Origin of the sequence: Microbacterium algihabitans, from assembly GCF_032464975.1 — a bacterium.
GTDB lineage: Bacteria > Actinomycetota > Actinomycetes > Actinomycetales > Microbacteriaceae > Microbacterium > Microbacterium algihabitans.
Genome location: NZ_JAWDIU010000008.1, coordinates 43,579 through 55,628 on the forward strand (window position 1 = coordinate 43,579; position 12,050 = coordinate 55,628).

General features: G+C 64.1%; 9 protein-coding genes and 1 pseudogene. 2 read left to right on the forward strand and 8 right to left on the reverse strand.

The genetic code is table 11. The features are described 5' to 3' along the window. Positions 1-470 precede the first annotated feature (470 nt). The 4 genes and pseudogenes from RWH43_RS16980 to RWH43_RS16995 form a co-directional block, all read right to left on the reverse strand. Positions 471-1,409: an EthD domain-containing protein gene (locus RWH43_RS16980; RefSeq protein WP_316002052.1), complete on the reverse strand. Its 939-nt coding sequence runs from the start codon at positions 1,407-1,409 to the stop codon at positions 471-473. 24 nt (positions 1,410-1,433) lie between these two features. After that, a complete protein-coding gene (locus RWH43_RS16985; protein ID WP_316002053.1) occupies positions 1,434-2,210 on the reverse strand; it encodes an SDR family NAD(P)-dependent oxidoreductase in 777 nt (258 codons plus the stop codon). Further along, positions 2,210-3,496: pseudogene (locus RWH43_RS16990) on the reverse strand (MFS transporter). The gene RWH43_RS16985 and the pseudogene RWH43_RS16990 overlap by 1 nt, the downstream one beginning before the upstream one ends. Further along, positions 3,496-4,482 (reverse strand): carbon-nitrogen hydrolase family protein, encoded by a 987-nt coding sequence (locus RWH43_RS16995; RefSeq protein ID WP_316002054.1) that lies wholly within the window; start codon positions 4,480-4,482, stop codon positions 3,496-3,498. Before RWH43_RS16995 ends, RWH43_RS16990 begins: the two are co-directional and overlap by 1 nt. A gap of 189 nt (positions 4,483-4,671) precedes the next feature. Between RWH43_RS16995 and RWH43_RS17000 the strand changes: the two genes are divergently transcribed. Further along, complete coding sequence (locus RWH43_RS17000; protein ID WP_316002055.1) at positions 4,672-5,643, forward strand: helix-turn-helix domain-containing protein; 972 nt, start codon at positions 4,672-4,674, stop codon at positions 5,641-5,643. A gap of 209 nt (positions 5,644-5,852) precedes the next feature. Here RWH43_RS17000 and RWH43_RS17680 read toward each other — a convergent pair whose 3' ends face one another. Both RWH43_RS17680 and RWH43_RS17005 read right to left on the reverse strand, forming a co-directional pair. After that, a complete protein-coding gene (locus RWH43_RS17680; RefSeq protein ID WP_367575768.1) occupies positions 5,853-6,239 on the reverse strand; it encodes a sulfurtransferase in 387 nt (128 codons plus the stop codon). 505 nt (positions 6,240-6,744) lie between these two features. After that, positions 6,745-10,359 carry an RHS repeat-associated core domain-containing protein gene (locus RWH43_RS17005; RefSeq protein WP_316002056.1) on the reverse strand — a complete coding sequence of 1,205 codons (3,615 nt, stop codon included), beginning with the start codon at positions 10,357-10,359 and terminating at the stop codon, positions 6,745-6,747. A 91-nt stretch (positions 10,360-10,450) separates the two neighbouring features. Here RWH43_RS17005 and RWH43_RS17010 point away from each other — a divergent pair, with 91 nt between their 5' ends. Then, positions 10,451-11,452 (forward strand): SDR family oxidoreductase, encoded by a 1,002-nt coding sequence (locus tag RWH43_RS17010; protein WP_316002057.1) that lies wholly within the window; start codon positions 10,451-10,453, stop codon positions 11,450-11,452. A gap of 146 nt (positions 11,453-11,598) precedes the next feature. Here the strand turns inward: RWH43_RS17010 and RWH43_RS17015 are convergent, their stop codons facing one another. Together RWH43_RS17015 and RWH43_RS17020 are read right to left on the reverse strand one after the other, a co-directional pair. Then, complete coding sequence (locus RWH43_RS17015; protein ID WP_316002058.1) at positions 11,599-11,748, reverse strand: hypothetical protein; 150 nt, start codon at positions 11,746-11,748, stop codon at positions 11,599-11,601. Positions 11,749-11,810: 62 nt separating this feature from the next. Further along, on the reverse strand, positions 11,811-12,032 hold the full coding sequence (locus RWH43_RS17020) for a hypothetical protein (RefSeq protein WP_316002059.1): 222 nt from the start codon (positions 12,030-12,032) through the stop codon (positions 11,811-11,813). Positions 12,033-12,050 lie beyond the last annotated feature (18 nt).

Consider the following 12,050-nt stretch of genomic DNA (forward strand, 5'->3'; position numbering starts at 1 on the left):
CTCTCCCCAGGATCTCTGCGTAGACACGACGAAACTCCTCGATTGGCTGCGACAGACGGGGTTGTAGTCAGGTCGTTTCACTTCGCTGCCGACACCGTCGACATCGCTCAGGCCGTCTACGGCCTCGGCGCTGAGCCTGGAGCGCTGAGCAGCACGGACGTGCAGTGCGTGACCGACGATTTTGCCAATGCCGCAGAGGTTGTTGGGATGACCGTCGCGGAGTTCAATTCCTCGCCAGGTGATCGCACTCGAGCGAGTGCTGTCGACGATGCCCCTTCTCGGTCGTACCTCAAGCAATGCGAGCTAAGCGCTCCTCGAAACCGAGGATGTCGTTGAATCCGTGTCTGGCGAAACGCGCGTCGCGGGGCGGGTGGCAGATCTCAGCCAGCATTCGGTCGGGAGCGTGGGTTCAGCAGGCGTCGGCCTCGTTAGGTCAAGCGCTGGAAGACCGGCTGGTCGCTAGAGAATCTCTAGAATCCGTCACGGAAATCGGCCGTGATCGGCTCCTGAACACGAGCGGTGAGCATGAGGTCGGACAGGTTTGGGTGGCTCTGGCTCACGGCGCCGAGCCTTTCGATCAATCGGCTGACGTGAGGGGTTCGGATCCCGGCTTCCGTGATGGTGCCGGCGATCACCATGTCGTTCCGCTGGCGGCGGCGGTAGGCGTACGCGCCGGACAGAGTTGCATCATCGGCGGCCGTCAAGGAGAGCGCATCTGCGATGCGGGAGACGCTCGTGCGGTGGTTCGCACCGATCTCGATGACGGCGTCTACCGCTTCACCGTCGAGGACGTCGTGGCGCATACCCACCGGAAGCCCTGGGTCGAGGGCGTCGTTGTCGAAGACGTGGAACAGGTGGTAGCGGACCCTGCTAGCCCCTGCTCTCACAGCGCGGTCGGCCAGCTCCCGCGTTAGGTCGTGCCCGTGCTCGCGTTCGATCGCGGTCTGATAGCGGAGTGCGAGGTAGACGGTGTCGCGCAGGTCCGCGCCTTCTGACGTGTCGTGGATCGTACGCGAGCCGCCGTTCGACTGGTAGAAAAGCCCGACCCAAAAAGCACTTTGGGCGTCCTCGTGGGTGTAACCTCCGGGAGCGTCGCTGAGGCGGTACGCCTCGGCGGCGGCCTGCGGCGACTCGTACAAGAGCTCCGCGAAGCCATCCCAGGTGTGATGGTCGGCGGCGATCCTCTCGATGGATTGCGGCAGGTGCCAGTAGGGCAGTTGGACGGCCTCGAGGTGATGGAGCGAGTACCCCCAGATTCCAGGCATCCGCGCCATGATCGGCGCGTGGACGTCGGACCAGTAGGCGTCGAAGTCGTCACGGGAGACGCCGAGGGGTCGCTGCAGGGAGATGATCGACGCCACCGCGGCATGGTTCTCGTCGGCGGCGCGATCGTTCTTGATTGCGTTCATGGAGTTGGTCCTCTTTCTCATCAGCTAGAAGCTCGTGCTTAGTCCGCCGTCGACTTCGACGATGGCTCCGGTCATGTAGCGGCTCTTCTCGCTGAGCAGGAAAAGCACGACGTCGGCGACTTCCGACGCCTCGGCGTATCTGCCCACCGGGATCTTTTCTTCGATCGTGTGCTGGGCCTCGTCGGGATCGTCCGGGGAGACGGCGGCGTGGAAGGCGTCGTTCATGGGCGTGTCGACCAGTCCGGGCGCGACGGCGTTCACGCGAATTCCGGCGGCAGCGCCCTCGAGAGCGGCGACCTTGGTCAGCGCGTGCACGGCGGCTTTCGACGCGCAGTACGCGGCATAGGCCGTGGTGCCGCGGTAGCCGAGGATTGATCCCGTGTTCACGACCGCGCCCGTGCCCCGTTCGTATAGGTGCGCGAGCACGTGCTTGAGGACGATGAAGGAGCCGCGGGCGTTGATGCGCATGACTCGGTCGAAGTCGGTCAGGTCAAGCTCCGAGATCGGGATCAACGGCGCTCCAACGCCGGCGTTGTTCACGCAGGCCTCGATCGAGCCGACGGCGGTGAGTGCGCGCTCCAGGGCGCCAGCAAAGGCGCGCTCGTCGGAGACGTCTGCGGTTTCGCGGTGCACCCGCTCGCCGGGCGCCTCCGGGAGGAGGCGGTCGAGCGCGGGACCGTCGACATCGATCGCGACGATGTTCCATCCCTCATCGACGGCTTTCTCGGCGACAACTCGGCCGAGGCCGCTCGCCGCTCCCGTGATGAGGACTGTAGGTCTGATCGTGGAGGATTGATTCATCAGGTGCGCTCTTTCCCGAGGGACAGTAGGTAAGCGGACCTGCGGGCGACGGCCCTGGGTGCGGTCTCGACGAGAGCGATGGAAAGGACACCGGCGATCAGCAGGGTTGCGGCGCCGAGCAACGGCACCACCCCGAGACCGACGGATCCGACGATGTTCCCGATGAGCGACGCGGCTAAGCCGCTGCCGATGATCTCTCCTGCACCGATGACCAGGCCGTTCGTCGAACCGAGCAGACCCCGTGGAGCGGCTTCGGCAACGATGGGACCGCCGACAAGGCTTAGCAAGGCGAAGCAGAAGAAGGACGCCCCGAACAGCACGGCGAAGAGGGCCCCTGGTGCGGATCCGACCTGCGTGACCGCCGCTAGGAAGACAGCTGCTCCGAAGCTCTCGATGATCGCCATCGGCTTCCGGCCCCAGACGTCCGAGAGCCCGGCGAGGAGAACCTGCCCGGCGAAGCCGCCGAATCCGATCGCGGAGGCGATGAAGCCCATCTCCACGACAGACACGCCGACCACTCCAGTCAGATAGGAGGGGACGAGTCCGCCAAGGACGAACAAGGTGGCCAGTGCCGCGATTGTGATGAGCACCGACAGGAGCACATTGCGCTTATGCAGAAGCGTCAGCACGGCCCGGAGCCCGTTCGCTTGCTTGTCCGCGATGGGCTGCACTGATTCCTCCGACGGCTCGTAGTTCGGCGCATCACGCTGCCGGAGTACGAGCACGAGCGCGAGAATCAGACCCGGCACTGCGGAGATGAAAAAGACCCAGTGCCAGCTCGGCACCACCGTCAGGAGCTGCGTCGCGACAATCGGGCCGATCCCCAGGCCGAATAGAGGGAAGGCGCTGATGAGCAGGCCCATGTTCAGACCTCGACGGCGCAGGTGCTAGGCTTCGACTGTTGCCGAGTAGGCGGCGGGAACGAAAGCACCCTCGGCCATGCCGAGCACCACGCGGACGACGAGAATGGCGATGAAGCCGGTGAGCAGCCCGGTGAGGGCGCTGCATACGCTGAACACGATCAGAGCGGGGATAACGATCCGTCGACGACCGACGCGGTCTGACACGGATCCGGCCACGACGGCGACGACCCCGAAGGCGATACCCATCGCGGCCGTCATGTTGCCGAGGTCTCGGACGTCGAGCCCGAGGTCGGCGCCCATCACCGGGAACAGGGTCGGGAGCAGCCAACGGTCGAAACTGGTCATGCCGTACGCGAGGGCCAGTACGACGATGATGCTCCACTCGTACTGGCGCCCGTGAAGCGGGCCGTCGAGGCCGGCCATCAGGCAATCGCCTCGGCGACGGCACCCAGGGCGGGCCGTTCGTCATCGATCCGGATTACCGGTGCCTTCGGGCGGTCGTCGAACAGAAGCTGGAAGACATCAGTGCGCGCGTAGTGAGCCGTAGGGTCGACGGTATTGCGAGCGAGGTCGATCGAGGCGAAGTCGATGGTCGCGTAGACGATCCCTTCCTCAGCTGTGGGCAGCGGGGTCGATAGTTCGGCCGAGTCCGGGCCGAACACCGCTGCAATGCCGCCCCCGCCCGTGTAGATGGGGCAGCTCCCAGATGCGTCGGCGAAAACGGCAGCACCGGCGTCCGACATGATTTGGGAGGCTGTGGCGACGAAGACCCCGCCTTCTAGCGCGTAGACCCTCGATGCGCTCTTCAAAGCGTCCGGACTCATGGCCGGCACATCGCCCATGATCCCGAGACACGGCCAGGCCGCCACGTGGATCTGCTCGTTCTGGTGGAACATCGCGTACTTCGTCAACGGCTGGAGGTGCTCGAAGCAGTTCAGCGCGCCCACCCGGCCGGCGGTGGTCGAGGCGACGCGGATGCCCGAGCCGTCACTCTCGCCGAAGAGCGACCGCTCGACGTGGGTCGGCTTCAGCTTGCGCCGATGCAATGCGATCTCTCCGTCGGCGTCGATGATCATCTGTGACATGTAGAGGGTGCCGGCGACCTTCTCGCTGAAGCCGACGACGACCACGATCCCGTGCTCGCGAGCAGCGGCCGCGATGCGACCGATTTCCTCCCCCGCCGCCGTCAGTGACTCTGCGTGGTACCGCGCGACGAAGCCGCTCTGCGCATAGACCGGGTGGGAGAACAGGAACACTGGAAAGCCCGGTACCCACAGTTCGGGGAAAGCGACCAGGTCCGCGCCGCCAGCGGCGGCCTGCGCGATCAGGTTGATGGTCTTCGTTGTCGTCTCGGCTTTGTCGAGCCAGATCGGCTCGGCCTGCACGGCAGCGATGGTGAGCTTTGTCATTAGTGCTCTTCCTTCGGGTCTGCGCCGCCTCAGGATCAGCGGGGTGAGGCCACGGTAGAAGCGGCACCAGCCTCCGTGGTTGACGAAAGACGCGTCCGAATCGACGATTTCCGCTGCACTCGAGGCACCGAAACGTGCTCGTCACGCAACCGAGAATTAGTTGAAACACAACGCTCGAATACTTGACGCATGAGCGCCGTCACCGCAGCCGACGTCGCGGTATGGCAGGACGCCACCAGTGAGCGCTTCGCCTCCATCCGGTGCGTCCCCGTAAGCGACGACTTCCACGGAGTGCTCGACACCCGTCTCTTTGGTGGTGGGGTCTCGGTGACCTCGGTCAGGAGTTCGGGTCTGACGATCAGCCGCTCCGAAACGCTGCTGCGCAGTGCACCCTCAGATGAGATTCTGCTCGCTCTTCAGGTCGCGTCCACCGGTCGGCTGCGCCAGAACGACTCCGTCGCACACGTCGAAACCGGTGGGGGAGTCCTCTTCGACGCCGGCCGGCCGTACGACATCGACAACACCGCCCCGGGGCAGCGTCAGCTCGTGCTCCGGCTGTCTCGCCGAGCGATCCCCGCGGCATCCTCAGACATCGCACAGGCTTGCGCGCGGCCGCTCGCCGCGGGCGAATCAACTCTCCGAGTACTCTCCACGATGAGTCAGACAGTGTTCGATGAGGCAACTGAGCTGAATTGGGAGTCGCGTGAGAGCCTCGGCGAGGCCCTACTCGTGACGGTGGGTGCGCTGATCCGCGCAACAGGAGGCCAGCCGAGCCGTACTGCACAGCAGCTCCGGGAGATGCGCCGTTTCATCGAAGCGCATCTCAACAGCGACGACCTAGGGGTTCCGCAGATCGCCGCCGCACTCTTCGTCTCGGCCCGGACCGTCCACGAAGCGTTCGCAGCTGCGGGCGACTCTCCGGCGGCCTATGTCCGGCGACGGCGCACCGCGAAAGCGAAGAGTCTTCTCATCGATGGAGCATCGGTACAGGAAGCAGCCGCACTCAGCGGTTTCAAGGACTCCTCGACGTTCATCCGTGCGTTCACCAAAGAGCACACGCAAACGCCAGCCGCCTGGCGACGACAGCAGTCGTCGGGAATACGGAGCATCGATTCCAATGGTGCGGATTACGAGGCCGCGTCGCGGTCAAGGACCGCATAACTCCGCCTCCGGCGGCTTGGGCAACGCAGATCACTGCCGCACCGCCCACTTAGAGCAGCGGGAAGCCGCGCAGCATCGTCGGCATACAGGGTCGACTCTTACCCTCCTTGTCGTACTGCAGGGGGAGTGCACACGGCGCGGCAATCTCCGCGCCTCGCTGGTTTTCTGCCGAACAAGTTGTCGCGCTAAGTCGTCCATCGCGCCTTTGTCTAGCGAGCCGGCTCGACGAGCCGGGACGGATCACTCGCCCACGCTGAGAACGAACCGACGAAGAGTCGGGGTGGGTAGCCCGCCTCGGTTAGGGCGAGCGTTGCAAGCGCCGCTGCGACGCCTCCGCCGCAGTAGACGCCCACTGGTCGGTCGGGGACGACACCCAGGCGGCCTAATCGCTCTCGCACCGCGGAGGCGTCTCGCAGAGTGCCGTTTTCCCGGTCGAGGAGCGAGCTGGCCGGAATTCTGATCGCGCCTGGGATCCGACCTCGGTTACCGTCCTCGTCCGGCGATTCGCTCGCGAACCTTTCGGCTTTTTGCGCATCGATGACGACCTCGCCTGCGTCCAGAAGCTCCTGGGTCCCGTCGACGGTGAGGGTTGGCAGCTGGCAGCTGGCCGGTGTGCGTCAACGCGATGGTGCCTCCGCCCTCGGTGGGAGCTCGAGGTGTCGGGGGCTTCGCCGTCCCGAATGGCCCGTTTCACCGGCTTCCAAACCTCGACCTGACATAATATCTATTATCGGCGCACCTACGTCCTCATCGCAGAACGCCCTCGGACGGGCTCGCTGGAACGGCGCTGACCGCAAGATGGCGTGACGTCACAGAGACAACACCAGCACCACCAGCGCAATGCCGGCGATGAGGGGGAATTCGGCCTTTAGGCCCCCAGAACGCACCGAATGAGCCCAGTCGGCGAAGCGGCGCCCGCAACCCCTGTGGTCTGACTCAGGTGGGCCATGGTGCTCGAGATCCCCGTTCGGGCATCGTGTGTCGCGCCTATGGGAGAAGAGACGACACTACGGCAACTCGGAGGTCGTCGACATCGGCGCAGTATTGATTCGCAGACCGCTGGGATCTTCATTTTCGTGACATTCTGCTCCTCTCGCTAGATCATCTTTCGCTACGCCTCGACTTTACGATCACGTATACGATCAGGAAGCCGGCCGCTACCATTCCCAGAAGTCCAAATGCCCATGTTGGAAGGCCTAGTAGGCGGTTAATTCCGACATCTGGTGCGTTAGAACCCCCCAAATTAGCGAAGAAAATAAAGGCGCAAAATGCGCCGATTATTCCGAAGAATGCAATCGCGGCCATTACGTTCGATTTCACGTCAGTCTCCCAGGTGAACTGTCCCACGGTGCCATAAGCGACGCCGATCGAGAGGAGTAGGCATCCGCCGCTGCCTACGACGCCGACGCCGCCAGTGGCAGCAAGAAGGAAGCCCTCGCAGGCTACTTCAACCAAGGTTCCTACGATGAGGCTGGTGGCCTCACCTGCGATCTCTCGCGAGTCTCCGGTGTGGAGGGCAGCAGCGGCGCCTCCAATGTCGAAGATCAGTCCTAGGATGTCGAAATATCCCAGTCCTGCGTTCCCAGAGGGGTCCGTTACGTTCGCAGCGTTTCCACTGGCGTATACGTAGGGATTCTTCTCTTGGCCGGTCAAGTCCATTTGAGTGAAGCGGGCCTGGCTGGCGTCGTAGTAACGAGCACCGAACTTGTACATTCCGCCGCCGAGGTAGAGCTCGCCGATGTAGCGGAGCTGGTTTTCGGCTATGCGGGCGTTGGGGCCGGTGGCGCGTTCTTCGCCGTCGGGGCTGTAGCTGTAGCCGCCGAGGTAGCCGCCGCCGCTGTTGAACATGCCGACGACGGATCCGAGGTGGTCGGTGACGTAGTAGAAGCGCTTATTGTCGATGCTCTTGTACGACAGCGCCGCCCCCTCGGGGGTGCGGGTGTACCCCTGGTCCGTGGTGGAGCCGTCGGTTCGCCGCATGAGCCCGAGGGCTCCGTTGTCGAAGTTCAGGCCAGTGCCGTCGCCGTATCGTTCGGTGTTGCCGACCGCGAAGTTAGTGTTCGCTTTCCCGCCGAGGTAGCGGGCTTGGCTGCGGACACCGTAGCTGGAGGCAAATCCTGACCCGTCCCGGGTCTGGTTGCCAGCAGCGTCGTAGGTCCAGGTCGTGGTGTCGCCGGTGGCGGAGACGAGCTGGTTGGCGGCGTTGTAAGTGAAGTTCTTATTGCCTGTGATGCCGGTGGAGCCGGTGCGGGCCATGGAGGTGCGGTTGCCGTTGGCGTCGAAGGTGTACGCCCATGACGCCGAGGTGGTCGACCCGGTCTTCTCCGTCGCGGTTGTCAGCCGGTTGCGGGAGTCGTATGCGTAGGTGGTGACGGCGCCGTCGGTGATGCCCTGCTCTTTGTAGGAGGTGCGGGTCTGCACGTTGGCGCGGTCATCGCTGGTGCCGGGCTTGGCGTAGCTGTAGCCAATGTCGACGACAGTGGTGCCGGCCCAGGTTTTCGCGGTGATGCGTCCGGGGCGGCTGCCCGCGTCGCGCGCGGTTTCGATAGTGGCGTTGCCAGGCAGGATGCGCATGGTCTCCGCGCCGTTGACGTCGTACTCGAAGAGGATGCAGCCGGAGTCGTCCGGGTTGGGAGCCGTGCAGTTGGCCGCTCCGCCCTGAAGGACGGTGGTGAGCTGGTTGGCGGCGTCATAGTTGTACCGGACTTGGCCTGAGGCGTCGAGGTAACTGGTGAGGTTGCCGACCTTGTCGTACGTGTACGTCGATTTCACTCCGGAGCGCGGCCCGGTCTCCTCGAGCAAACGACCCTGGGTGTCGTAGGTGAAAGTGCGTGCCCCACCGGCGGAGTCGGTGCGGGACTTCTCGAGTCCGTTGTCGTAGTACTCCATCGCGACGTTGGCGGTGTTGTGGAACGTCGTCAGCAGGGTCCGGTCACGCACGTCGTACTGATAGGCGGTGGTGTATCCGTTGCCGTCGGTGACGTACGCCACACGACCGAGGGAGTCGTACGTGTATGCGGTCTCCCCCATCGGCGCCGGCGGGGTGACCTTGGCCAGGTCGCCCTTATCGTTGTAGAGGTAGCTGGTTACGTTGCCGTTACCGTCCTTTGTGGTGCACACCTGCCCTGCGAAACCGCCGCAGGTGCCGTACGTCTTCTCGAACTCCACCACAGGGTTGCTGCCGCTGGTGTCCGTCTGCTTCGTGGGGTTGCCGGCGCTGTCGTACTCGTACTGCTTCTTGTTCCCCGCGTCATCCGTGGAGCACTTCGGCTGGAACGCCGTCCCCGTGTTCGGGGCGGAGCAATTCGTGCCGACTGCGTACTGCGCAGAGGCAGCAGCGCCCGTGGGCAGTTCAGCCCCAGTGCGGTTGCTCGACCCGTCGTACGTGTACGTCGTCTTGTTCGTGCCGAACGCATCGGTGGTGGTGGCGATGTCGTTGTTCGCCGTCCAGGACTGCGACCGCCCGCGGCCAAGCGCGTCCTTGGTGTTGGTCACCTTGCCGGTGTTGTCGTAGGCGTATGCGGAGGCGTTGCCGTTGGCATCCGTCACCACGGTCCGACCCGACGAGTACGCGAAGGTGGTGTCAATACCCGGCTGCTGCGAGACCTTCGTCACGCGGTGCGAGGAGTCGTACGTGAACGTCACCGTCGTCGTCGCCCCAGCAGCCCCCGCGACAGGGAACACCATGGTGGAGATACGGCCGGTGGAATCGTAGGTGTAGGTGGTGACAGTGCCGTCGGTGGCGGTGACCGTCTTCAACCGGTTGTTGGAGTCGTAGGCGTAGCTCACCTGACGGCCGGAGGAATCCCGCACTGCTGTGATCGTCGCGGAGCTCGAGGACGCGCGGTCGAGGTAGATCGCGCGGCCGTTGCTGTTGGTGACCTGGGTGACCTTGTCCGAGGCGTACGTGTACGTCTCGCCGACACCGTTGCGGTCGAGGGTGCGGGTCAGGTACCCGGAGGCGTTGAAGTGGAACTCCTCCGCGCTCTGGTTCTGCGTCAGCACGAACCGCGACGTCGAAGACGAGGTGTCCTCCGTCAGCGTCATGTTGCTACCCGCCGGAGACGTGTACGACGACCCGGACTTCGTGAACCGCAGCTTCAGACCGTTAGGGCCGAAGAAATCGGCGTAGCTGGAGGTCGCGGTGATGCCGAGATCCTTCTCGGCGTTGTTGTTCTGCCATCCCCCACCGAGGGACCCGGCGACGGTGGACAGACCGTTGTAGAACCGGTCGTGACGCAGCCCGTATCCGGGAACGCGGACGACGAGGTCGTTGGCCTTTAGGAGGAGGTTGCCGTTGGCGAGGTTGACCTGCGCGGACGTGTCAGTGGACAGGTTGAAGTCTTGGAACGCGAACCAGGGCAGCTCACCTAGGCCGGGAGCTCCCACCGTGGTTCCTGCGGGGGCACGGTTGGCCGTTCCCTGCTTGCCCGTGGCGACGAGTCGGTCGCTGGGAAGCGGCGTCCACGCCTGCTCGGGAGCGTTCGAGTCCGACGGCACAGTGATGTCGTCCGCCTCATCGGCCGGCGCCCACACGTCCTCCGGTGTTGGCAGCGGATCCCCGACGATTTCTTCCGGGATCTCCTGCTCGGGAGTCGCCTCACGCTCCTCAATCGACGAGCCACCGATCTCAGGCGCCGCCTGATCGGTACGCTCACCCGCCGCGGCGATGGCATCCGGTGCAGTTGAGAAGGCGCCGCACGGCCGACAATCCACGGTCCGACGATGACTGTTCTTGCAACCCCCTCTCGTCGATGACTGGGCGACGTACGGTTTCGACGTAGCCAATCGAATTGAAGGAGCTGGGATGAGCACGAGAGGTGTGGCAGTGGTCACCGGAGGCTCAGCCGGATTGGGGCGAGCGATCAGCCGTGAACTCGCAGATCGAGGGTGGGACGTTGCGATCCTGGCCCGGGGCGCGGACGGTCTGGCCGCGACCGTCAGAGACGTAGAGGGACGCGGACGCCGAGGTTACGCCGTCAGCACGGACGTCTCAGACTGGGCAGCTGTTGAGGCAGCCGCCGCAGAGATCGAAGTCAACCTCGGCCCCATCGACCTGTGGATCAACAACGCCATGGCTGGCACCATTTCGGAATTCCTCAAGACGTCCGTCGAGGACTTCGAACGCGCCACCAGCGTCACCTACCTCGGAGTCGTCAACGGCACACGCGCAGCACTTAGTCGTATGACCGCGAGGGGTACAGGCCACGTCATCCAGGTGGGATCAGCCCTCGCCCACCGAGGTATCCCCCTTCAAGCGGCGTACTGCGGCGCGAAACACGCTATCCACGGATTCACCGACGCCGTCGTTGCAGAACTCACGCATAACAACAGTCCGGTGGCTATCTCCCTAGTAGACATGCCCGCCCTGAACACGACCCAGTTCGGGTGGGTCAAATCCACCTTTCCCGAGCACCCACAACCCGTACCTCCCATTTTCGAACCGGAAGTGGGAGCGCGCGCGGTCGCCGACGTCGCCGACGTCCCGCGTCGGCGCACATGGGTTGGTGAGCCCACCGCAGCCACCATCCTCGGGGCGCGCTTCGCCGGGCGCTTCCTCGACTGGTTCCTCGCTAAGACCGCGTACAGCGACCAGGTGCAAACGGGAAAACCCCGCTCCACTCAGCATCAGAATCTGTGGGAACCCGTCGCCGGCGACCATGGGGCCCGAGGTATCTTCTCGGACAACGCCCACTCGTTCAGCCCGCAAACGTGGGCCATCCGACACCGGCGCCCAGTACTCCTCGCCCTTGCACTACTTACCGCCGTGGCGGGGGGCGCCACCACCGCGAAGATGAGAAGCAAATAGTCCGATTCGATTAGCCGCGCATTCGGTTTCATCTGACATAACTGATGACTATCGGCATGTATGCAAGTGGATTGCTAGGCATTTTCCATGCCGTCTCTCAGTCACTTAAGCGGCGTCAACACATAAGTTCTCGTCCCACGCGCAACTCAGATAATCCCCATGTGGTGCAGGTGTTGCGCGACACGTTCGTAGTCGACGACGTCGACGGGTTGGCCCGTGAGGCGGGTAACGGTGCCGAGCAGCATCATCCGTTCGTTCGAGAGAACGAAGTTGTGTGCGCACAGTTCGACGAGCACGGGCCCCACTCCGGGGACATCGAGTGTCTCCGTGCTCGCCGAGCTGTCAGCGCAGTCAGTAGTCAGTGCGCGCCCTCATCCTCTTCCGGGTTGAAGTTGGAGGCGGTGCCGGTGTGGCCGGCGGCGACACCGTTGGGGTCGCTGGGAATGGTCCCGTCTTGACCGAGCCCGCCGGGCTTGGAGGTGGTGTCGCCGTCGGTGCTGGTTGGCACCTCGACGTCTGCGCCTTCGTACGAGTTTTCGTCGGCGGACAGCTGCGCGTCGTCGTTGATCGGAGTGGACATGGGTTTTTCCTTTCGTTA

Coding starts and splice junctions, on each gene's coding strand:
- RWH43_RS16980 (WP_316002052.1), bottom strand. CDS start 1,409: ATGAACGCAATCAAGAACGATCGCGCCGCCGACGAGAACCATGCCGCG.
- RWH43_RS16985 (WP_316002053.1), bottom strand. CDS start 2,210: ATGAATCAATCCTCCACGATCAGACCTACAGTCCTCATCACGGGAGCG.
- RWH43_RS16995 (WP_316002054.1), bottom strand. CDS start 4,482: ATGACAAAGCTCACCATCGCTGCCGTGCAGGCCGAGCCGATCTGGCTC.
- RWH43_RS17000 (WP_316002055.1), top strand. CDS start 4,672: ATGAGCGCCGTCACCGCAGCCGACGTCGCGGTATGGCAGGACGCCACC.
- RWH43_RS17010 (WP_316002057.1), top strand. CDS start 10,451: ATGAGCACGAGAGGTGTGGCAGTGGTCACCGGAGGCTCAGCCGGATTG.
- RWH43_RS17020 (WP_316002059.1), bottom strand. CDS start 12,032: ATGTCCACTCCGATCAACGACGACGCGCAGCTGTCCGCCGACGAAAAC.